Here is a 19,416-nt window from a genome sequence, read left to right as displayed (position 1 = left end):
CCATGAAATTCGTCGTCATTTTTGGTACCGAGTCCGGCACCGCCGAGTTCGTCGCGAACGATGTCGCCGACAAGCTCGCCGCCGAGCACGAGGTATCGATTTCCGATCTGGCCCAGGTTTCGCCGGCGGCGTTCGATCGGGACAGCTTCTACGTTCTGGTCTGCTCAACCTATGGTGAGGGCGATGCGCCGGCTTCCGCCGTTCCGTTCCTTCGCACGATGAGCGCGGAAGCGCCCGATCTCACGGACATCCGGTTCGCAGCCTTCGGCATGGGCGACAGCAGCTACAAGGAAACCTACTGCCAGGGCTGCCTGGTCGTGTCGGATCTGCTCGAGAAGCACGGCGCGACGCGGGTCGGCGACTATGGCCGCCACGATGCCTCCGGCCGCGATCATCCCAGCGACCTTGCCATCGAATGGATCGACACCATCCTGCCGATCGCCCTGGCCGGAAGCGACCTTCTTCAATCGGATGCTGCCTAGGCCGTCCGGCGCGTCCTCGCCGGCGGCTGCCGACCATCAGAACGACGAGGGGCACCTGCCGGCGATGTCCTGCGACGCCGCATCCTGGCGCCCCCTTAGTGGAAACGGATCCAATATCATGACCCAGGCCAATACGAAGCCGCCTCACATTCTCTATGCGGAGTTTACCGCCGTCGCCGGCAAGGAAGACGTCGTGAAGGGCTTGCTGGCGAAGTTCACGGAAGACGTTCGGAGCGAGCCGGGCAATATCGACTTCACCTGCTACACGCACCGCGAGAAGCCGAGCCGGTTCTTCGTCTGCGAGATCTACCGCGATCGCGCTGCCTTCGAAGCCCATATCGCGACGCCGCACTGCGCCGAGTTCAACGTCCGGGTCGCCCCGTACATCGTCGAGCCGCGAACGGAGCTCACCTTCCTCGATCCCCTGACCGCGCCCGAAGATGGCGTCGAGCCGTAAGCGACAGAGCCATGCAAAAACTACTCGTACTGCAGTCGCTCTGGGCGATGGAGCGTCGCCATACGGACGGTTTCGAGCCGTCGATCGAAGAGAACATCCGGAAGATCGCCGAAGCGGGCTTTGACGGCATCAACTCGCATTGGGTCGACCGGGACGTCGCCAGGCGGGCAACCGCGACGATGGCGGGGACCGGCATGCAGGTGGAAGGCATCTGCTTCCCGAAGACGGTCGACGAATTGAAGCCGGTGCTGGAAATCTGCACCGAATTTCCGGTGCTGCATCTGAACATCCAGGCGGACAGCCGGACCCGGAGCCTCGGCGAGGCCGCGGCCCTTGTCGAGGGATGGATGGATCTCGCCAGCGAGGTCGATTTCGCGGTCTATTTCGAGACGCATCGGGACCGGCTGACGATGGATCTCGACTTCACGCTCGACCTGCTCGCGCGGGTTCCGGAAATGCGGCTGATCGCGGATCTCTCGCACTATCTGGTCGCGCGGGAGTTCGCCTTTCCGGTCTCGCAGGAAAACCATGCCATGATGCAGAAGATCATGGATCATGCCGGCGCCTATCACGGCCGCGTCGCCTCGCACGAGCAGATCCAGGTCGAGATCTCCTTCCCGCATCATCGCATGTGGCTCGACCTGTTCTGCCACTGGTGGCGCTACGGGTTTGACAACTGGAGACGCAAGGCCGCTCCCACGGCTGCGCTGGCCTTCTGTTGCGAGCTCGGGCCGAAGCCGTATGCCATCACCGGTCGCGACGGAAACGACACGACCGACCGATGGAACGAGGCCCTGGACCTCATGGCGCTGGTGCGCGAGCTCTGGTCCGCGCAGGCCTCGAACGCCGCCTGAGGCGATCGTCGTCGGTCACGAGGCGGGCAGGGGGCGACAAAGAGATGAGACGGCGAGGGGCAACCTCGCCGTCATCCTTTTTCCGGCTCAGGCGAGGGAAGCATCCTTCACCCGGAATGGTCCGGGGATTTCGCCCGAACCCCGGACGATCAGATGCGTGTCGAGCATCTGCCCGGTCGGCTCCGGATTCTCCCCGTTCATGCGCCGCAGAAGCAGCTCTCCGGCGGTCCTGCCGATCAGCGTGGGATCCTGCGCGATGACGGTCAGGCCGGGCTCAATCAGGTCGGCGCCGTCGAACCCGTCGAAACCGACGATGGCGATCTCCTTGCGCTTGCCGCGGGCAAACACGGCGCGCATCGCCGGCGCGCAGAGCGCGTTCTGCGCGACGAAGAGGGCGGTGATGCCGGCGTCGGCGGCCAGGAGATTTTCCGTCGCCTGTTGCACGGCGGCGGCGTCGGCAAAGCCCTGCAGTATGATCCTGGGATCCCGTTCGATTTCGGCGGCGGCGAGCGCGTCCTCATAGCCGGCGAGGCGGAGCTGGGACGACGCGACGGTCGGCCAGTCGCCGATGAAGCCAATTCGCCGGTGGCCGTGGCGGATCAGGTGATCGACGCCGAGCCTGGCTCCCTTCCGGTTCTCGGAGACGACGAAATCGACGTTCAGATAGGCTGGGGGACGGTCGATGATGACGACATGGGTTCCCGCCGCGATCTCGGAGAGCAGGTAGCCCTGGTCATGGCTTGCCGGCATGATGACGAAGCCGTCGACGCGACGCTTCGAAAAGGCGTGCACGGCGGCTTTTTCCCGATCCGCTTCTTCATCGGTCGACGCCAGGAACACGGCGATGCCCGTCTCGCGGAAGACGTCCTCGACGGCCCGGTGGACGGCGGCGGAGAACGGGTTAGAGATGTCGACGAGGATGACGCCGACGGCCGACGAATTGACGCCGGCGCGGAGCTGGCTGGCCGCCAGATTGTGTCGATAGTTGAGGCGCTGGATCGCTTCGTTCACGCGGCGCGAGATCGTCTCGGAGATGTACTTCTCTTTGTTGATGACCCGCGAGACGGTCTTGATGCTGACGTCCGCCAGGGCCGCGACGTCGCGCATCGTTGCCCGCTGCAAAGGCTTCTCGGCCGTCGCCTGTTCCTGTTTTCTGACCCGTCCTGCCATTTTCTTCGCACTTTCCAGACTAAGGGCTAAGCGGCTCTAGCGTGATCCGTTGCCAGGGGCACGATGTCGTCGATCCATTCCAGGGCGGCGTCGCTCGCGTCGTCCCGCCCGGAAGCGTCGTGCCGGCCATAGGGACCGACACGCCTGGCGCCGCGATCCTCGAGGCGCTCCGCCACAACCTCGCTGCCGCGCCCATAGGTTTCCCCGTAGCTGCTGTCGCCCATGCCGAAAACGGCGAAGCGGATGCCTGTCAGGTCGGGCGTCTCGCTCGCCAGTGCCGCGAGGAAGGGGCGGGCGCTGAGCGGAGGATCCCCCTCGCCATAGGTGGAACAGACTAGCACGTAGAAATCGGCGGGGTCGAAGTCAGAGAGCGAGTACTCGGCCAGATCGTGAACCGAAACATCGAACGAAGAACTCAGCTTGGCTTCCAGCTCACCCGATACGAATTCGGCGGTTCCGGATTCCGTGCCGAAGAGAATTACCAGCCGCATTGACGCGATTCTTTCCACCTCTTGCCGCTTCACCCTAACATGCAAAGTGAGCCGGCCCAGTCCATGAGGCTTGCCGAAACCCGGGTCGCCGTGTCTCATCCTTCCCGCCCTTCGAGCCGGAATGTTTGGATGATTGGTAAAGTTCGGAAGGGTCGCTGTCAACGTAGTCATATCGCCACGTCAGTCCGGAAATCGTCGAATGAAAGGGCGTCTAACTAGGCTCGCGTGCCAATTTGACAACGTGAGACACCTCTCTCAACGACACTCCCGCTCTGCAGGCTCATGAGGCCGACCCGCGACGGAGCCGGCCTCATGACGGTTTCGATGGTCAGCCTACGTGTTCCAGGTTGCGGATATCGGTGAGTAGGCCCGCTCCCCGCGGGTGCCAGTCGAGCCGCACCTGGGTGCGCGTGCTGAAAGCCGACATGTCCTTGCTCGCGAACGCCGCGAGCCAGCCGAAGTGTTCGGCGGCCGCATCTGCCGGGATCGATTGCACCGGCACGCCCAGGGTCGCGCCGATCGCCTCGGCGATCTCGCGGAACGGGATCGCCGCCTCGGCGGTCGCGTGATAGCGCGCGCCGGCCTCCCGCCGCTCCAGCGCCAGCCGGAAGAGCCGCGCCGTATCGGAGAGATGCGCGGCCGACCAGGCATTCGCGCCGTCGCTGACATAGGCGGAGACGCCCTTCTTGCGGGCGAGTTCGATCACGTCCGTCACGAGGCCCTGCTTGCGGCGGTCGTGGATCTGCGACAGGCGCAGGACCGAGACGTTGACGCCGCGCTCCGACAGCGCCCGTCCCGCCAGTTCCGAGGCGACGCGCGGGTTCGGCGAGTCCGGATTGAAGAAGTCCTCCGTCGCGGGCTCGCCCGGCTTCGCCGTGCCCATCGCCGTGGCGGAGGTGATCACCAGCGGCCGGTCCGAGCCAGCGAGCGCCGATCCCAGCGCCTCGATGGCGCGCCGGTCCTTCTGGCAGTTCTCGATGAAATTCTCGAAATTGTGGTCGAAGGCGGTGTGGATCACGCCATCGCAGGCCGCCGCGCCGCTTCTCAGGCTTTCCAGATCCTCGATATCGCCACGATGGGTCTCGGCGCCCATGGCCGCGAGCCTAGTGGCACCCGCGTCCGAGCGCGTGAGGCCGAGGACCTGGTGGCCGTTCGTGATCAGTTCGGGGACGATCTTCGAGCCGATGAAGCCGGTCGATCCAGTAAGGAAAACACGCATCCTGAATTCTCCATTGCAGATGCGATCCTGTTTTTCCTATCCTGTTATCCAGTAAAAGTAGTGACCTTTTCCTATTATAATGACTAACAGGCTCGGGATGACCGATACCCCCCGGAATGCGCTAGGCGACTACCTGCGGGACCGTCGCACCCGGCTCGATCCCGCCGCCTTCGGCTTCTCGGCACAGCGTCGCCGGACACCGGGCCTGCGGCGCGAGGAGGTGGCGCAGCGGGCCAATATCAGCCCGACCTGGTACACCTGGCTGGAGCAGGGCAGGGGTGGCGCGCCGTCGCCGGACGTCCTGAACCGCATCGCGGGCGGGCTGATGCTCACCGAAGCGGAGCGCGAGCACCTGTTCATGCTGGCGCTCGGCCGGCCGCCCGAGGTGCGGTACAAGGCGGCCGATACCGTCACGCCGCGCCTGCAACGGCTGCTCGACGCGATGGAGACCAGCCCGGCGATCATCAAGACGGCGACGTGGGACGTGGTTGCCTGGAACCGCGCGGCGGCGCTGGTCCTGACGGATTATGGCAAGCTGCCGCCGCGCGAACGCAACATCCTGCGCCTCGTCTTCGGCAATTCGCGCGTGCGCGGCGCCCAGCAGGATTGGGACGATATCGCGCAGTTCGTCGTCAGCGCCTTCCGGGCGGATGCGGCGCGCGCCGGCGCGATATCGGAGGTCACGCAACTCGTCAGGGAGCTGTGCGCGACCAGTCCGGAGTTCGAGGCGTTGTGGAGCGACAATGACGTGCGCTTCCATGGCGAAGGCACCAAGCGCCTTCGCCACCCGGTTCTGGGGGCGATCGAGCTCGAATATTCGGGCTTCGCCGTCGATGGCCGGCCGGATCTCGGCATGATCGTCTACAACCCGGTCGATCCCGCCGACGCCGCCCGCATCCGGTCGCTGCTGCGTTCGCCGGAGCCGCCGCAGCAGGCCTGAGCTTCGCGCCGGGAGGCCGTTGGGGGAGGGGTGCCCCCAACGGCCTCCTGCGTCCGCCTTGCCGCATTCGCCGGGGATCAGGAGCGAGAGCGAACCGGCCGTGAATTTGGCCTCATGTCAGCCCGAGGATCAGGCTTATCAGGAGCAATATCAGCACGATCGGCAGGATGAGCAGGACGATGTTCAGGGTCCATTTCATGACGTAATAGGCTCGCCTGTTCGTTGATTTGAGGGATCGGAACCGAGCCAATACGGGCGCCAGTTCGGCGAAGATCCGGTTGGCCAGGCCGCGATGATCTTCCGGCGTATTGGGGACAATCGAGGCCTGCGTCAGCCGGTGGTAGACGAGATTGAATAGCGCGCCGACAGGGTTCAGCGGCCGGCGGATGTCGCACATCAGGATCAGGCGATCCGAGTCCGTGTCGTTGCGGACATAGTGCAGGTAGGTCTCGTCGAACAGGAGGATCTCGCCGTCGCGCCAGCTCAAGTTTTGTCCGTCGACGTTAATAAAGCAGGCGTCCGAATTGGGCGTGGCGAGGCCGAGATGGCAGCGCAGCGATACGGCGAGGGGATCCGCGTGTCGCGTGAGCTGCGAGCGGCCCGGGAGCAGGGCGAACATGGCGCCGTGCAAACCGGGCACCGTCGCCAGGATTTCAACCGTCCTCGGGCAGAGCCGTCGCGCGGAATGGTGCGTGTAGCCGTACCAGTTGAGATAGAAGCGGCTCCAGCCATACTTGAAGAACGTGCGGAAGCCGACATCGTAGGAGCCGGCCGTGCCGGGACGCTTGGTGGCGTCGAAATAACTCTGGCGCACAAGCTGGAGCCCCTCGTCCCGGATCGTCTGCCAGTTCTGCCGCAGGCGCTCGATTTCCGGGAACTCGGCCGGATCGAGGATGGCCTTCGATCCGTGAGCACGCGTGGTCATGTAGAGCACGCAATTGAACGGGGCGAAGATGGGCCACCCCTTGCGGAAGTACTCGGACAGGCTTTGGTAGCGAGCTTCGCCCCGGAACCGGTAGACGTAGACGACGCTCGCGGCAGCGAACATGAGAATGATCGCAAGAACTTCCATATTTCTTCCTCGGTAGGCCCCCTCGGGCCACCGTGGAGATGGACGGTTGCGGCAGCATTGCGCGGCCGGGCGTCGGGCGCGTTCCGCGCAGGAAGTTCTGGGTATCGATGCACCCCACCCGCCGCTGACGCTCTGCCGTCTGCGCCGCGCGATCGCGTTGATACGCGGGAGGCAAGCCCGAGGGCTTCCTCCCGCGATCGTTCAGCGCGAACGGCCGCTCTCAACCGATGATGGCCTTGGGCTCGAGGAAGGCTTCCAGGCCGAAGACGCCGTATTCGCGGCCGAAGCCGGACTGCTTGAAGCCGCCGAACGGCGCCAGCGGATCATGCAGCTCGTTGTTGACGCAGACGCGGCCGGCGTCGATCTGGCCCGCCACCCGGTAGGCTCGCGCCTTGTCGGCCGAGGTGACATAGGAGCAGAGGCCATAGGCGGTGTCGTTGGCGATGGCGATCGCGTCGGCTTCGTCGGCATAGGGAATGATGCTGAGCACTGGGCCGAAGATCTCTTCCTGCGCGATGCGCATCGAGTTCTTCACGTTGGTGAAGACGGTCGGCTTGACGAAATTGCCCTGCCCCAGGCCTTCCGGCTTGCCTTCGCCGCCCGCGAGCAGCGTGGCGCCTTCTTCCAGGCCGATACGGATATAGTCCTCGACCCGCTCGAACTGCTTGCGGCTGACCATCGGGCCGACATTGACGGTCGGGTCCTTCGGGTCGCCCACCTTGACGACGTTCTCGAGCGTCGCCCTTGCGATGGCGTTGACCTCGTCCAGCCGCTCCGCCGGCACCAGCCGGCGCGTGGCGGCCGCGCAGGCCTGGCCGCTGTTGAGGTAGGCGGCGAAGATCGCCTGCGGGATCGCCTCGGCGAAATCGGCGTCGTCCAGGATGATGTTGGGCGACTTGCCGCCCAGCTCCAGCGTGACGCGCTTCATCGTGTCCGCCGCGCCCTTGGCGATGATCTTGCCGACGCCGGTCGAGCCGGTGAAGGTGATCTTGTTGACGTCCGGGTTGCGCGTCAGCTCGGCGCCCACCACGTCGCCCATGCCGTTGACGATGTTGACGACCCCCTTGGGCAGGCCGGCGTCATGCAGGCATTCCATCATCACTTGCGTCTGCTGCGCGCTGAGCTCGCTCGGCTTGATGACCACGGTGCAGCCGGCGCCGAGGGCGGAGGCGAGCTTCGTGCAAATGAAGCCGTTGCTCATGTTCCAGGGGATGACCACGGCGACAACGCCGACCGGCTGCAGCCGCGTCCTCGCCCGGCCGGTCCGCGGCTCGAAATCGAAATCGCGCAGCACGCCGGCCATTTCCTTGAAGTCGTCGATGCTGGCCGGCATGATCATCGAGCAGAAGCCGGTGGTGCCGCCATATTCGTCGACCATCACGTCGATCAGGTCCTGCTTGCGGCGGGAGAGAGCGGCGTGGATCTTTTCCAGCCATTCGATGCGCTCTGCCTTGCCCGTCTGCGAGAAGGTCTTGAGCGCTTCCTTGGCCGCGGTGATGGCGCGCTGCGTATCGACCGCGTCGCCGAGCGCCACCTCCGCCACCTTGGCGTTGGTCACGGGGTTGAAGAGATCGAGCGTCGCCGTGCCGTGCGGGGCAACGAACTCGCCGTCGATGTAGAATTTGTCGAGCTTTTTCATGGGGATCGTCCGCAACAGGATTGGGTCAGGCGTTCGGCATGAAGCCGGTCTTGCCCTCGAAGGCGACGGATTGGGCCAGCGCTTTCTGCGCCTCCAGCGTCTTCAGACTGTCGCTGTAGGCCTTCTGCAGCGTGGCGAAGGTGTCGACGCCCAGCGCGGTGCGGAGCGGCGGTTCAGCCTGCTGCGTGAGCTCGTAGATGGCGTCGGCGATCTTCACCGGATCGCCGGCGGTGTTCGCCTCGCCATGCTCCTCGATGTAGCGGCGCACCGCGCCGACGGCCGAGTTGCGATAGGCGTCGGTCTCCTGCGTCCAGCGGATATTGGCCTGGAAGTTGGTCTTCATCGAGCCGGGCTCGATGATCAGCGTGTGGATGCCGAATTCGGCGATTTCCTGCGCTGTCGCCTCGGCGAAGCCTTCGAGCCCGAACTTGGCGGCGTGGTACATGGCGCCGCTGGCGAAGCCGACGCGGCCGCCGACGCTGGTGATGTAGACGATCCGGCCGCTCTTCTTCGCGCGAAGGGCGGGCAGGAAGGCACGGGTGACATTGATCGGGCCGACGAGGTTCAGGTCGAGCTGCTGCTTGACCTCGGCGTCGCTCAGCTCCTCCATCGCGCCGATCACCGCGCCGCCGGCATTGTTGATGATGACGTCGACATCGGCATGGCGGGCGGCGACGTCGCGGATCTGGGCGGGGTCGGTGACATCGAGCCGCTCGACCACGAGGCGGTCGCCGAATTCGCGAGCGAGCTCCGCCATGGCGTCGGTACGCAGCACGGCGGCGACTACCGTATGACTCTTCGCCAGGATGGCCCGGGCGAGCTCCAGGCCGAGGCCGCCAGAGGCGCCGGTCAGGAAGTATTTCTGTGCAGACATGTCGTCATCCCCACTGCGTATGGATCCAGGATGAACGGTACATGGGGCCTGCCAGCACGCCCTGCCTGCCCAGACTGACAAGTTATTTGCCCGATCCGACTTGTTTGGCGGAAATGTCGGATTGGGCATATTGTCGGCGAAATCGACGGGCGGCATGTTCGATCGCAGCCCCGGTTTGGAAAGTCCAATGGTCAAAGCTCTCTGCCAGCAACTCGCCGCTTCCGCCCTCGGCATCGCCACCGGCGAAGGCGATTTTCCGACCGAAATTCCGAACCTCTCGCTCCATCGTCAGCATGGAACGAACGGGCCGATGCCCTGCGTCTATCCGCGAGGCCTGATCGTGCCGTTGGGCGGCAAGAAGCAGGCCGTCTATGGCGACCAGATTGTCGACTACGAGATGGGCAGCACGCTGCTGGTGACCCTCGACATGCCCGTCATGTCGCAGATCCTGGAAGCCAGCGCGCGATCGCCGTCGCTGATCCTGTTCCTGAAGCTGGACGCGGCGCGGCTGGTGGAAGCCGCGCAGGAAATCGAGGGGACGCCGGCCGCCGATGATTGCGTTCCGCCGCTGTCGCTGGCGCCCGCCGATCCCGGCCTGGTCGAGGCGCTGATCCGCCTCTTGGCGCTCTCGCGCGAGCCGCAGCTGCAGCGGTCGCTTGCCGCGCTGATCGAGAAGGAGATCGCCTTGCGGCTGGTCAGCGGCGCGCATGGACCGGTGCTGCGCCGCCAGCTCATCGTGGGGTCGCCGAAGCAGAAGATCGCCAACGCTATGCGCTGGCTGCGAGACAATTTCGTCGAAAGGTCCGCGATCGACAGCCTCGCGGCGCGGGTCGGCATGAGCCCGACCAGCTTCCGCCAGCATTTCCGCGAGGTCGCCGGCACCAGCCCGCTGCAATACCAGAAGCAGCTTCGCCTGCAGGCGGCGCGCCAGCTCATGCTGAATACGGGCGCCAGCGCCACCACGGCGTCGGACAAGGTCGGCTATGTGAGCCCGTCACAGTTCAGCCGCGAATACAAGCGGCTCTTCGGCTCAGCCCCGCTCGACGATGTGATGCGCCACAAGCGCTGAGGGTGTTCGTAAAAAAAATCTCCGGCGGCGCGATCCGTTTCCGCCCGCCGGATCGTCTTGGCTGTGTCTGGACTGAAAGGAGACACGCCATGTCCAACGAACCCGTCATCCTGATCAACCTGCTCAAAGTTGAACCCGGCAAGCAGGAGGCGCTGCTCGCGCTTCTGAAGCAGAGCACCGACACGGTCATCCGCACGCTCAAGGGCTGGAAGACGACCCGGCTGATCGCCGCGAAGGACGGCGCCGGCGTCGTCATCTACTCCGAATGGGAAAGCCCCGCGGCGATCGAGGCGATGCGCAATGACCCGCGCATGAAGGCCTACTTCCCGAAGATCGCCGCGATCGCGAGCTTGGATTCGGTTCTGGGCTCGGCGGTGTTGAGCGAAACCGTCTGAACGCGCTCCCCTTGCCCGCATCGGCGGGCGAGGGGAGACCGCGGCGCGAAACGCCGCGCATTGCCAAACACCATTCGCCGTGCCGGTCGCAACCGGCCGATCTGTCGCGTATCCTGATCGAGTTCGGTGCCCGGTCCCAGCCGGGCGCGCGGCAGCGTCACAGGCCCCAATCCATGGGTTCCGATTCATGAGCACCGACGCAGATATCGACGCATTCGAGGATCGCCTGACGGCGTTGCGGCCGCGCCTCCACCGCTATTGCGCGCGCATGACCGGATCGGCGATCCATGGCGAGGACGTCCTGCAGGACGCGCTGGTCAAGGCGCTTCAGGCGCGGGCCGAGGGCGCCGAGGTCGACAATCTCGAGGGCTGGCTGTTCCGCATCGCCCACAATGCCAGCCTCGACTTTCTGCGTGGGCGGGCGCGGAGCAACGTCGTCCCGCTCACCGAGGACGTCGAGGCGGCGCCGATCCCCGAGGCGGATATCGTCGCGATCGGCTTCCGGACGTTCCTGCTTCTGCCGGAGCTGCAGCGCTGCGCGGTAATCCTGAAGGACGTTCTGGGGCACTCGGTCGAGGAGATCGCCGGCATCGCCGCCTGCTCGCCGGCGGCGGCCAAATCGGCGCTTCAGCGCGGCCGCGTGGCGCTGCGCTTGCTCGCCGACGCGCCGGAGGACACCCGGTTGCCGCTGATGTCCGATCCCGACCGGCGGAGGCTCGCTGCCTATGTCGAGCTATTCCGCAGCGGCGATTTCGACGCCATCCGCGCCATGCTCGCCGACGACGTGAAGCTCGATCTGGTGAACCGGCTGCGGCGGGAAGGCCGCGACAGCGTCAATATCTATTTCACCCGCTATTCCGAAATCCCGAAATGGCGCTTTGCCCTCGGCGCGGTGGAGGGAAGGCCGGCCATGCTGGTCTTCGACAGCACCGGCCCGATGGAAAAGCCGGCGCATTTTGTCCTGGTCGACTGGTCGGACGGCAAGATCGCCGCGATCCGCGATTTCGTGTTCGCGCCCTATGTGCTCGAGTCCATCGACTGGGTGCGGCTCGGCTAGGGGATTTCGCGAAAGAGGCGCTTGCAGTTCGGCCGGATGTCGATTTTCGAAAGTCCCGTTCGTCGTTCCGATGTGAGGCTGAGACAGCCGTTTCAAACAAGGATGCAGACGATGCGCGTGATGGTTTTCGTGAAGGCTACCGAGGACAGCGAAAAGGGAACGCTTCCCTCGGCGGAATTGTTCGAGGCGATGGGCAAGTACAACGAGGAGCTGATAAAGGCCGGCATCCTGCGTTCCGCCGACGGCCTCAAGCCCTCGTCGGCGGGCAAGCGCGTCGCCTTCGACGGTCCCAGCCGCTCGGTCATTGATGGACCCTTCACCGAGACGCGCGAGCTGGTCGCCGGCTACTGGCTCTGGGAGGTCAAGGACATGGACGAGGCGGTCGCCTGGGTGAAGCGTTGCCCCAATCCGATGCTCGGCCCGAGCGAGATCGAAATCCGGCCGCTCTACGAGATGTCGGACTTTCAGTGACGCCGCGACTGCGTCTTCCCATCGCATGATGAGACATAGGCTGGAGCGCCGCTTCCTTGAAGCGGGGCTCTAGCCCGTCGCGTCGCGACCGCGGTAGCCGAGCGCCCGCAGGATGAGGTCGACCAGCGTGTGAAGGTAAGCCTCGTCGGCCGGCTGTCGCGTCACGACGAGGCGCCAGTAGATCATGGAGCCGACCAGATCGGCGGCGAGATCGAGATCGATGTCGGCGGCGAGTTCGCCGCGCGCGATGGCCTGGCGGAACACCACCTTGGCCTTGTCCCGGCGGGCGACCTGCAGGGTCGCGCGGACGGCGTCGGCGAGCTCGGGATTGCGCGGCATCTCGGCGTGCAGATCGGGGAGGATCAGGCCGATCGTCCGGTGGCGCAGCACCCGGCGCAGCTGCCGCAGCAGGAGATGGAGGTCGCGCCGGAGATCGCCGCTATCGGGCGCCTCAATCAGCTCGGTTCCGATCCGCGTCATCACATCGGACACCATGGCCAGCTTGGAAGGCCAGCGGCGGTAGAGCGCGGCCTTGCCGACGCCGGCCCGCTTGGCGATCGCCTCCATGCTCAGCGCCGCATATCCGGTCGTCGCCCATTCCTCGAACAGCGCCCGCTCGATCGCTTCCGTCTTCGCGACCTGCATCACGGCCGCGCCGCTCGGCGTGCGCCGTGGCGGAGCAGGGTCCTCTTCGTCGGAACGGTTGCGTATCATCGTCGTCAATCCTATATGTACGGAACGGTATCGTTCTATCGTTTCCATGCAGGAGTAGTCGATGACGACGAACAAGACAACCGAACTGTCGAGCTTTTCCGACATGCTGCAGCGGGCGCTCGGACCGCTGCTGGACCCGGCAGCCGGCGATTTCGTGGAGATGATGGCGCCCGATGGCGTGATGGAGTTTCCCTATGCGCCGGCCGGCTATGTCCGCCGGATCGAAGGGCGCGAGGCGCTGGCCGCTTATCTCGGACGGTTCGTCGACATCCTCGCCATCGACCGGATGACCGACCCGACGGTCCATTTCACGCGCGACGCGGATGTCGTGATCCTGGAATTCGGCTGCGAGGGGCTCGGCCTGAAGACGGGCCAGCCCTATGACCAGCGCTACATTTCGGTGATCACGCTCAAGGACGGCCGGATCGCGCGCTATCGCGACTACTGGAACCCGCTTGTTGTCATCGACGCCGTCGGCGGCCTCGACGCGCTGAACGCGGCGCTCGGGAGGCAGTGATGGCGAACATCCTCCTGACCGGCGGCACCGGCAAGACCGGCCGCCGCATCGCGCCCCGCCTCGCCGAGGCCGGCCATGATGTCCGCCTGGCCTCGCGCCGCGGCGCCGACGCCCGGGCTTTGCGCGGCATCCGTTTCGACTGGAACGATCCGTCGACCTTCGACGCGGCGCTGGCGAACCGCGAGGCGGTCTATCTGGTGGCGCCGACCGATGCGCCGGAATCGCTGCGGGCCATGCAGCCCTTCCTCGATCGTGCGCTGGCGATCGGGATCCGGCGCTACGTGCTGCTCAGCGCCTCGTCGCTCCCGAAGAGAGGCCCGATGATGGGGGCTGTGCACGCCTATCTGGAGGAGCACGCGCCGGAATGGGCGGTGCTGCGTCCGACCTGGTTCATGCAGAATTTCTCCGAGCAGCAACATCTGCCGACGATCCGCGACGAACGGGCGATCTTCTCGGCGACGGGAGAGGGGCGGGTGCCCTTCATCGACGTCGAGGATATCGCCGCCGTGGCGGTCGAAGCCCTGACGCGCGACGTGTCCTTCAACCGGGACCTCGTCCTGACCGGACCGCGCGCGCTGAGCTATGGCGACGTTGCCGAGATCGTCGGAGCCGCGATCGGAGCGGGCGTGCGGCACGTCAATCTCAGCGAAGGCGCGCTGGTCGAGCGCTTCGGCGCGGCCGGCATGCATCCGGACTATGCCGCGATCCTCGCCGGCATGGACATTTGGATCGCGTCCGGCGCCGAGGATCGGCTGTCGCCCGATGTCGAAGCCGTGACGGGCAGGCCGCCGAACGACTTTGTCGCCTATGCCGGGCGCGTGCGCGACGCCTGGCTTTGACGGGCGACAATTCGGGCGCGAAGGGCGCCCGAATTGTCTTTTCCATAGCGCGCGCCGGATCAGGGGCGCGCTCCGGCGAACCGGCTCAGAGCTTGTCCAGGCCGTATTCGCGCAGGATTTCTTCCGTGTGCTCGCCGACCAGCGGCGCCGGGCGTTCCACCGTGGCCGGCGTCTTGCTGAACTTGACCGCCGGCGCGACGACCTTGACCGTTCCCGCCTTCGGGTGCTCGTAGCTCGTGATGGCGTTCATGTGCTGGACCTGAGGGTCTTCCGCCACACGCAGATGCGTCTTCACTTCGCCGCACCAGATGTCGGCCGCGAGCAGGGCCTCGATCAGGTCGTGCGTGGTCCAGGTCTTGGTGAGCGCCGCGAGCTTGCCCCAGATCTCGTCGCGCTGGTCGAACAGCGTCTTCGGATCGTCATAGGCGAGCAGGCTTTCGTCGCCGAGGATGCCGACGAACGTCTTGTAGGGGCTCATCGCGACGGTGACCCAGCCATCCTTCGTCGGATAGACGCCGAAGGGCGCGTCCATGCCGGGGTGGCCGATGCCGGAATTCGGGCGCTGGAAATCCTTGTTGAAGTTCATGGCCATCAGCATTTCCTGGCCCTGATGCGCGAGCAGGGCGGAGAGGAGATCGACCTTGATCTCCTGACCCTCGCCGGAGCGCTCGCGCCACAGCAGCGCGCTCAGGATGCCGTAGACCATGTTCATCGCGCCGATCTGGTCGGCGAAGCCGGATCCGACCGGGACGGGCGGGCCGTCGGCGCGGCCCGTGGCGGCGGCGATGCCGGTCAGGCCCTGCAGCAGCATGTCCTGGCCGGGACGCGTCACATACGGTCCGCTATCGCCATAGCCTGAACCGGAGCAGTAGATGATGCGCGGGTTGATGCGGGCGAGATCCGCATAACCGAAGCCGAGGCGGTCCAGCACGCCGGGGCGGAAGTTCTGTACGACCACGTCGGCGGTCTCGACGATCTTGTAGATGATCTCCTTGGCGCGCGGATCCTTCAGGTCGAGCGCGAGGGACCGCTTGTTGCGGTTCCAGGCGAGGAAATTCGGGCTTTCCGATCCGCCGACCCACTGGTTGTTGAAGGTGAGGCTGCGGAACAGGTCGCCCTTTCCGGGGCGCTCGACCTTGATCACGTTCGCGCCGAGATCGGCCAGCAGCTGAGTCGCGAAAGGCCCCTGCAGCAGATGGCTGAAGTCGAGGACGGTAATGTTGTCCAATGCCTTTTGTGTCATTTCCATATCTCCCAACTAGGCAAGCGGACCACGCGCGATGCTGCGCGCGTGCTTCCATCGTATTTCGATCTGATCGAGGGCGGCGCCATGGTCGAACTCGCCGGCGAGCGTCTGCCGGACGATGCCGGAGGCGGCGTTCTGGAAGGCGATGTAGCCGTCGAAGCGCGGCCGGACCCAGGCCGTCGAGGCCGTCTCGAGCGTATCGAGATAGAACCGGCCGGCGGCTGCGTTCACCTCTGGATCCGCCCAAGCGGCCAGTGCCGAGGGCTGCCCGTCATGGCGCGGAATGAAGGTGCTTTGCGTCGGCTCTCGCATCAGCCAGCGCAGATGATCGAGCAGCTTGTCGTTGGGAGCGCAGCGCTTCGTCAGCGCGATACCGGTCCCGCCCAGTACGCTGCCGCGGCGACCCTGGCCGGCATGCGGGGCCTCGCCGAAGGCGAGCTGGAATGGACGCTGCCCCGGCGTGCTGTAGGTGACATAGCCGTAGATCAGCGGAATGTAGCCGAGGCGGTCCTCCCGGCTCATCGTCTCCAGAAGCTGGATCGGGTTGAGCAGGACCAGCGACTTGTCGAGATGCGCGTAGAGCGACTGGAGAATGCCCAGCGCCTCCAGCCCCGTCGACTGGTCGATCAGACTGTCCTGGCCGGGCTCTGCGCCAAGCGACAGGCACAGCGAATAGAACGAGAGCAGGGCGTGTGGCCCGCCGAGCGACAGGCCTACCTTGCCGGTCTCGGCCAGCGCCAGCACATCGGCCCAGCTATCGGGACGGTTCGGGCAGAGATCCGGCCGGCGCACGGAGACCTGTGTCGCCACGTCGAGCGGCAGTGCATAGGCGTGGCCCTGCCAGATATAGCTCTCCATGGCGGGGCCGATGGATTGCTTCTTCCATTGCTCGATCTCGTCGCTGGAGAACACCTCCTCCAGCGGCAGCAGGCGGTCATAGGCGGCCGCCTCGCCGAGATGGGGGTGGTCGAGGACGAGCAGGTCGTGCGCGTCGGCCAGATCCTTGATCGGATGCGACTCGAAGCCTTCGAGCGGCTGCTTCCGCCAGTCGATCAGAGCGGATCCGGTCGCTTTCCGGACATCGTCAGCGGCCGCGGCCAGCGCGTTGTAGCCCCGGGGGTGATCCCAGGTCAGGCCCTTGAAAAGCGTCATGCTCCGATCCGCTGCGTCGTCTTGGCGTCGAAGAAATGGAGCTTGTCCGGGTTGAGGCGGATGCCGACCGGCTCGCCGATCCTGCGGCCTTCTTCCGGCGCGACGCGGACATTGACCAAGGCGCTGCCGAGCTGGACGCAGACCATCGTGCAATCGCCGAGGAGCTCGGATGCGTAGACGATGCCCCGCAGTTCCGACGCGTCGTGGGCGCAAAGCGCGATGTCCTCCGGCCGCTGGCCGAGGATGACCTTGCCGGATGCGGGCGGGAACGACAGGGCGACATGGCCGTTCGGGTGCGAGAAGCGGTTGTCGGCGATCTCGCCCTCGATCAGGTTCATCGGCGGCGAGCCGATGAAGCCGGCGACGAAGGTGTTCGCGGGCTTGGAGTAGATCGTTGCCGGCGTGCCTTCCTGCTGGAGCTTGCCGCCCTGCATGATGGCGATCCGGTCGGCAAGCGTCATCGCCTCGACCTGGTCGTGCGTGACATAGATGGTGGTCGTCGCCAGCTCCTTCTGCAGATGCTTGAGCTGGGCGCGCATGACCGTCCGGAGCTTGGCGTCGAGATTGGAGAGCGGCTCGTCCATCAGGAACAGCTTCGGCGTCCGCACGAGGGCGCGGGCGAGGGCGACGCGCTGGCGCTGGCCGCCGGAAAGCGCCGACGGCTTGCGGTCGAGAAGGGCATTCAGCTCGACCCGCTCGGCCGCCTGCTGCACCATCTTCGTGCGTTCGGCCCGGCCGACGCCTCGGATCTTCAGCGGATAGGCGATGTTCTCCGCCACCGACATGTGCGGGTAGAGGCCGTAGTTCTGGAACACCATCGCCAGATCGCGATCGCGCGGATGAACGCCGTTCACGAGCCTGCCGTCGATCCGGATGTCGCCCGAGGTCGGCTCTTCCAGGCCGGCGATCATGCGCATGGTCGTCGTCTTGCCGCAGCCCGACGAGCCCAGCAGCACGAGGAATTCACCGTCCGCGATATCGAGGGAGAGATCGCTGACGCCGGTAAACGTGCCCCATTGTTTGTTCAGGTTTGCGAGCGTTACTGTCGCCATGATGAATTTCCTCCAAGAAGACCCGTCTCGACGGGCATCGAAAACCGTGCCGGCCTGACGTTCGACCTTCGGGGGAACGGGCGCCGCGAATGGTGTTGCGCCGCCTGATTCCCAGTCCTACTCGCCCTTGATCAGCAGGCCGCCGTCGACCCGGACGATGGTGCCCGTGATGAAGGACGACTGCGGCGACGCCAGAAACAGAACCGCCTCCGCCACTTCTTCCGGCTGCCCGAAGCGTCCCAGCGGATGCGCCTGGTTCCAGGTCCGGATCAGCTCTTCCGGATGGGCGTGCTCCTTAAAGATCTTCTCGTTGAGCGGCGTCATGATCGTGCCGGGGGCCACCGCGTTGACGCGGATGCCGTGCGGCGCCAGATCCAGCGCGGCCTGCTGGGTCAGCGAGTTGATCCCGCCCTTGGCGGCGGCGTAGGCGGCCCATCCTGCGAAGCCGGTCAGGGCCTGCACCGAGGACACCGAGACGACCGCGCCGGCGCCGCGCGCCTTCATCTCCGGAACGCAGAGCCGCATGAAACGCCAGACGCTGGTCAAGTTGGTCGAAAGGACCGTGTTCCAGCTGTCCTCGTCGATTTCGTCGACAGCGCCGCCGATGGCGCGCGCGGCGTTGTTGACCAGGATGTCGATGCCGCCGAAGGCTTCCTTGGCTGTTTCCACCGTGCTGGCGACATCGGCCATGACATTGACGTCGCATCGGACGAAACGTGCCTGGCCGCCGGCGGCGACGATGTCCGCTTCGACGGCGCGGCCCGCCGCCTCGTCGATATCGGCGATCACGATGGACGCGCCGGCGCCCGAAAGGGCCTTGGCGCAGGCGCGGCCGATGCCCATGCCGGCGCCGGTGATGATCGCTGTCTTGTCAGCAAGCAGGAGTGGCATCAAATCCCCCGAAAGTCAGGTGCGCGCTTGTCCAGAAAGGCATCGATGCCTTCCTGGGCGTCGTCGGTTTGGTAAAGGCGGAAGAGGTATTCCTGCTCCAGCGACTGGGCGACGGGCAGGGCGGCGTCGCCGCCCTGACGGATCAGCCGCTTCATCAGGACCTGGGCCTGCGGCGCGCATTTGAGCATGCCGCGGGCGCGCTGCAGGACGACGTCGAACAGGGCCTCGCTGTCGCAGATCTCGACCGCGATACCGAGCTGGTGGGCGCGTTCGCCGGAGATGCGCCAGGCGCCCAGCATGATGTCGGAGGCGACGTAGCGTCCGACCGCGCGGGTCAGGCGCTGCGTGCCGCCGCCGCCGGGCGACAGGCCGAGCAGCCCCTCCGGCAATCCGAGGCGCGCGCTGCGCGAGCAGATGATGGTGTCGCAGCAAAGCGCGATCTCGAACCCGCCGCCGAGCGCATAGCCGTCGATCGCCGCGATCACGGGCTTGGACAGCGCTTCCAGCCGGTCGAAGACCTGGCGGCTCTCGAGCTGGTAGGCGACGAATTCCTTGTGCCGGTTGCCGCGATATTCGGCGATGTCGGCGCCGGCCACGAAGGCCTTGCCGCCGGCGCCCGCCAGGATGACGACCCGCACGGACGCATCGCCTTCGATCTGCTCGAGATGATCGCTGAAGAGCCGGATCATCGGCGTCGACAGGGCGTTGAGCTTCTCGGGCCGGTTAAAGGTGAGCCTGACTATTCCGGGCTCGAGCTCTTCACGCAGTATCAGATTTTCGTCCATGCTTCGCCATTCCCAGACGCGCAGGGCGCG

Annotated in this window: 22 protein-coding genes; 10 read left to right on the top strand and 12 right to left on the bottom strand. The window is 65.7% G+C overall.

All coding sequences use genetic code 11. The features are described 5' to 3' along the window. Positions 1–2 precede the first annotated feature (2 nt). The 3 genes from K32_RS12890 (at position 3) to K32_RS12880 (ending at position 1,793) form a co-directional block, all read left to right on the top strand. Entirely contained in the window at positions 3–482 is a 480-nt protein-coding gene (locus tag K32_RS12890) for a flavodoxin domain-containing protein (protein WP_201399929.1), read from the top strand. Positions 483–600: 118 nt separating this feature from the next. Beyond that, positions 601–939 carry a putative quinol monooxygenase gene (locus K32_RS12885; RefSeq protein ID WP_201399928.1) on the top strand — a complete coding sequence of 113 codons (339 nt, stop codon included), beginning with the start codon at positions 601–603 and terminating at the stop codon, positions 937–939. Positions 940–950: 11 nt separating this feature from the next. Then, the gene (locus K32_RS12880; protein ID WP_201399927.1) at positions 951–1,793 is read left to right on the top strand and encodes a sugar phosphate isomerase/epimerase; all 843 of its coding nucleotides are present in this window, start codon (positions 951–953) and stop codon (positions 1,791–1,793) included. An 87-nt stretch (positions 1,794–1,880) separates the two neighbouring features. On the opposite strand, the gene K32_RS12875 is transcribed toward K32_RS12880, so the two are convergent. From K32_RS12875 to K32_RS12865, 3 genes are all read right to left on the bottom strand, one after another. After that, positions 1,881–2,915: a LacI family DNA-binding transcriptional regulator gene (locus K32_RS12875; RefSeq protein ID WP_201399926.1), complete on the bottom strand. Its 1,035-nt coding sequence runs from the start codon at positions 2,913–2,915 to the stop codon at positions 1,881–1,883. A 74-nt stretch (positions 2,916–2,989) separates the two neighbouring features. Further along, entirely contained in the window at positions 2,990–3,454 is a 465-nt protein-coding gene (locus K32_RS12870; RefSeq protein ID WP_201399925.1) for a flavodoxin domain-containing protein, read from the bottom strand. 328 nt (positions 3,455–3,782) lie between these two features. Then, positions 3,783–4,673, bottom strand: a complete 891-nt coding sequence (locus K32_RS12865; protein ID WP_201399924.1) for an SDR family oxidoreductase — start codon at positions 4,671–4,673, stop codon at positions 3,783–3,785. Positions 4,674–4,770: 97 nt separating this feature from the next. Between K32_RS12865 and K32_RS12860 the strand changes: the two genes are divergently transcribed. Continuing rightward, on the top strand, positions 4,771–5,613 hold the full coding sequence (locus K32_RS12860) for a helix-turn-helix transcriptional regulator (RefSeq protein WP_201399923.1): 843 nt from the start codon (positions 4,771–4,773) through the stop codon (positions 5,611–5,613). A gap of 112 nt (positions 5,614–5,725) precedes the next feature. Here the strand turns inward: K32_RS12860 and K32_RS12855 are convergent, their stop codons facing one another. The 3 genes from K32_RS12855 to K32_RS12845 all read right to left on the bottom strand — a co-directional run bounded on the left by K32_RS12855 (position 5,726) and on the right by K32_RS12845 (position 9,198). After that, the gene (locus K32_RS12855; protein ID WP_201399922.1) at positions 5,726–6,685 is read right to left on the bottom strand and encodes an aspartyl/asparaginyl beta-hydroxylase domain-containing protein; all 960 of its coding nucleotides are present in this window, start codon (positions 6,683–6,685) and stop codon (positions 5,726–5,728) included. Between the two features lie 220 nt (positions 6,686–6,905). Continuing rightward, the gene (locus K32_RS12850) at positions 6,906–8,324 is read right to left on the bottom strand and encodes an aldehyde dehydrogenase family protein (RefSeq protein WP_201399921.1); all 1,419 of its coding nucleotides are present in this window, start codon (positions 8,322–8,324) and stop codon (positions 6,906–6,908) included. A gap of 25 nt (positions 8,325–8,349) precedes the next feature. After that, entirely contained in the window at positions 8,350–9,198 is an 849-nt protein-coding gene (locus K32_RS12845; RefSeq protein ID WP_201399920.1) for an SDR family NAD(P)-dependent oxidoreductase, read from the bottom strand. A gap of 187 nt (positions 9,199–9,385) precedes the next feature. Between K32_RS12845 and K32_RS12840 the strand changes: the two genes are divergently transcribed. The 4 genes from K32_RS12840 (at position 9,386) to K32_RS12825 (ending at position 12,190) form a co-directional block, all read left to right on the top strand. Then, on the top strand, positions 9,386–10,267 hold the full coding sequence (locus tag K32_RS12840) for an AraC family transcriptional regulator (RefSeq protein ID WP_201399919.1): 882 nt from the start codon (positions 9,386–9,388) through the stop codon (positions 10,265–10,267). Positions 10,268–10,356: 89 nt separating this feature from the next. Then, positions 10,357–10,662, top strand: coding sequence for a putative quinol monooxygenase (locus tag K32_RS12835; protein WP_201399918.1), 306 nt, complete (start codon positions 10,357–10,359; stop codon positions 10,660–10,662). 187 nt (positions 10,663–10,849) lie between these two features. Further along, positions 10,850–11,719, top strand: coding sequence for a sigma factor (locus K32_RS12830; protein WP_201399917.1), 870 nt, complete (start codon positions 10,850–10,852; stop codon positions 11,717–11,719). A 111-nt stretch (positions 11,720–11,830) separates the two neighbouring features. Beyond that, on the top strand, positions 11,831–12,190 hold the full coding sequence (locus K32_RS12825; protein WP_201399916.1) for a YciI family protein: 360 nt from the start codon (positions 11,831–11,833) through the stop codon (positions 12,188–12,190). Between the two features lie 69 nt (positions 12,191–12,259). On the opposite strand, the gene K32_RS12820 is transcribed toward K32_RS12825, so the two are convergent. After that, positions 12,260–12,904 carry a TetR/AcrR family transcriptional regulator gene (locus tag K32_RS12820; protein WP_201399915.1) on the bottom strand — a complete coding sequence of 215 codons (645 nt, stop codon included), beginning with the start codon at positions 12,902–12,904 and terminating at the stop codon, positions 12,260–12,262. A 61-nt stretch (positions 12,905–12,965) separates the two neighbouring features. Between K32_RS12820 and K32_RS12815 the strand changes: the two genes are divergently transcribed. Next, on the top strand, positions 12,966–13,421 hold the full coding sequence (locus K32_RS12815; RefSeq protein WP_201399914.1) for a nuclear transport factor 2 family protein: 456 nt from the start codon (positions 12,966–12,968) through the stop codon (positions 13,419–13,421). After that, complete coding sequence (locus K32_RS12810) at positions 13,421–14,260, top strand: ergot alkaloid biosynthesis protein (protein WP_244669482.1); 840 nt, start codon at positions 13,421–13,423, stop codon at positions 14,258–14,260. The genes K32_RS12815 and K32_RS12810 overlap by 1 nt, the downstream gene beginning before the upstream one ends. Positions 14,261–14,345: 85 nt before the next feature. Here the strand turns inward: K32_RS12810 and K32_RS12805 are convergent, their stop codons facing one another. From K32_RS12805 to K32_RS12785, 5 genes are all read right to left on the bottom strand, one after another. Then, positions 14,346–15,503: a CaiB/BaiF CoA-transferase family protein gene (locus K32_RS12805; protein WP_201399912.1), complete on the bottom strand. Its 1,158-nt coding sequence runs from the start codon at positions 15,501–15,503 to the stop codon at positions 14,346–14,348. 15 nt (positions 15,504–15,518) lie between these two features. Continuing rightward, the gene (locus tag K32_RS12800; protein ID WP_201399911.1) at positions 15,519–16,658 is read right to left on the bottom strand and encodes an extracellular solute-binding protein; all 1,140 of its coding nucleotides are present in this window, start codon (positions 16,656–16,658) and stop codon (positions 15,519–15,521) included. Then, a complete protein-coding gene (locus K32_RS12795) occupies positions 16,655–17,710 on the bottom strand; it encodes an ABC transporter ATP-binding protein (RefSeq protein ID WP_201399910.1) in 1,056 nt (351 codons plus the stop codon). Before K32_RS12795 ends, K32_RS12800 begins: the two co-directional genes overlap by 4 nt. Positions 17,711–17,827: 117 nt before the next feature. Then, the gene (locus tag K32_RS12790) at positions 17,828–18,601 is read right to left on the bottom strand and encodes an SDR family NAD(P)-dependent oxidoreductase (RefSeq protein WP_201399909.1); all 774 of its coding nucleotides are present in this window, start codon (positions 18,599–18,601) and stop codon (positions 17,828–17,830) included. Continuing rightward, positions 18,601–19,386 carry an enoyl-CoA hydratase/isomerase family protein gene (locus K32_RS12785; RefSeq protein WP_201399908.1) on the bottom strand — a complete coding sequence of 262 codons (786 nt, stop codon included), beginning with the start codon at positions 19,384–19,386 and terminating at the stop codon, positions 18,601–18,603. The genes K32_RS12790 and K32_RS12785 overlap by 1 nt, the downstream gene beginning before the upstream one ends. Positions 19,387–19,416 lie beyond the last annotated feature (30 nt).

Origin of the sequence: Kaistia sp. 32K (assembly GCF_016629525.1) — a bacterium.
In the GTDB taxonomy this organism is placed as follows: Bacteria; Pseudomonadota; Alphaproteobacteria; order Rhizobiales; family Kaistiaceae; genus Kaistia.
Note: the sequence above shows the minus strand (reverse complement) of the source record. Positions and strands in the feature narration are given on the sequence as shown.

What these genes read in the sequence shown, in the direction of transcription:
- K32_RS12885 (WP_201399928.1), top strand. Translation starts at nt 601, where the DNA reads ATGACCCAGGCCAATACGAAGCCGCCTCACATTCTCTATGCGGAGTTT.
- K32_RS12795 (WP_201399910.1), bottom strand. Translation starts at nt 17,710, where the DNA reads ATGGCGACAGTAACGCTCGCAAACCTGAACAAACAATGGGGCACGTTT.
- K32_RS12890 (WP_201399929.1), top strand. Translation starts at nt 3, where the DNA reads ATGAAATTCGTCGTCATTTTTGGTACCGAGTCCGGCACCGCCGAGTTC.
- K32_RS12810 (WP_244669482.1), top strand. Translation starts at nt 13,421, where the DNA reads ATGGCGAACATCCTCCTGACCGGCGGCACCGGCAAGACCGGCCGCCGC.
- K32_RS12855 (WP_201399922.1), bottom strand. Translation starts at nt 6,685, where the DNA reads ATGGAAGTTCTTGCGATCATTCTCATGTTCGCTGCCGCGAGCGTCGTC.
- K32_RS12850 (WP_201399921.1), bottom strand. Translation starts at nt 8,324, where the DNA reads ATGAAAAAGCTCGACAAATTCTACATCGACGGCGAGTTCGTTGCCCCG.
- K32_RS12860 (WP_201399923.1), top strand. Translation starts at nt 4,771, where the DNA reads ATGACCGATACCCCCCGGAATGCGCTAGGCGACTACCTGCGGGACCGT.
- K32_RS12815 (WP_201399914.1), top strand. Translation starts at nt 12,966, where the DNA reads ATGACGACGAACAAGACAACCGAACTGTCGAGCTTTTCCGACATGCTG.
- K32_RS12865 (WP_201399924.1), bottom strand. Translation starts at nt 4,673, where the DNA reads ATGCGTGTTTTCCTTACTGGATCGACCGGCTTCATCGGCTCGAAGATC.
- K32_RS12805 (WP_201399912.1), bottom strand. Translation starts at nt 15,503, where the DNA reads ATGACACAAAAGGCATTGGACAACATTACCGTCCTCGACTTCAGCCAT.
- K32_RS12820 (WP_201399915.1), bottom strand. Translation starts at nt 12,904, where the DNA reads ATGATACGCAACCGTTCCGACGAAGAGGACCCTGCTCCGCCACGGCGC.
- K32_RS12790 (WP_201399909.1), bottom strand. Translation starts at nt 18,601, where the DNA reads ATGCCACTCCTGCTTGCTGACAAGACAGCGATCATCACCGGCGCCGGC.
- K32_RS12845 (WP_201399920.1), bottom strand. Translation starts at nt 9,198, where the DNA reads ATGTCTGCACAGAAATACTTCCTGACCGGCGCCTCTGGCGGCCTCGGC.
- K32_RS12840 (WP_201399919.1), top strand. Translation starts at nt 9,386, where the DNA reads ATGGTCAAAGCTCTCTGCCAGCAACTCGCCGCTTCCGCCCTCGGCATC.
- K32_RS12830 (WP_201399917.1), top strand. Translation starts at nt 10,850, where the DNA reads ATGAGCACCGACGCAGATATCGACGCATTCGAGGATCGCCTGACGGCG.
- K32_RS12800 (WP_201399911.1), bottom strand. Translation starts at nt 16,658, where the DNA reads ATGACGCTTTTCAAGGGCCTGACCTGGGATCACCCCCGGGGCTACAAC.
- K32_RS12825 (WP_201399916.1), top strand. Translation starts at nt 11,831, where the DNA reads ATGCGCGTGATGGTTTTCGTGAAGGCTACCGAGGACAGCGAAAAGGGA.
- K32_RS12835 (WP_201399918.1), top strand. Translation starts at nt 10,357, where the DNA reads ATGTCCAACGAACCCGTCATCCTGATCAACCTGCTCAAAGTTGAACCC.
- K32_RS12785 (WP_201399908.1), bottom strand. Translation starts at nt 19,386, where the DNA reads ATGGACGAAAATCTGATACTGCGTGAAGAGCTCGAGCCCGGAATAGTC.
- K32_RS12870 (WP_201399925.1), bottom strand. Translation starts at nt 3,454, where the DNA reads ATGCGGCTGGTAATTCTCTTCGGCACGGAATCCGGAACCGCCGAATTC.
- K32_RS12880 (WP_201399927.1), top strand. Translation starts at nt 951, where the DNA reads ATGCAAAAACTACTCGTACTGCAGTCGCTCTGGGCGATGGAGCGTCGC.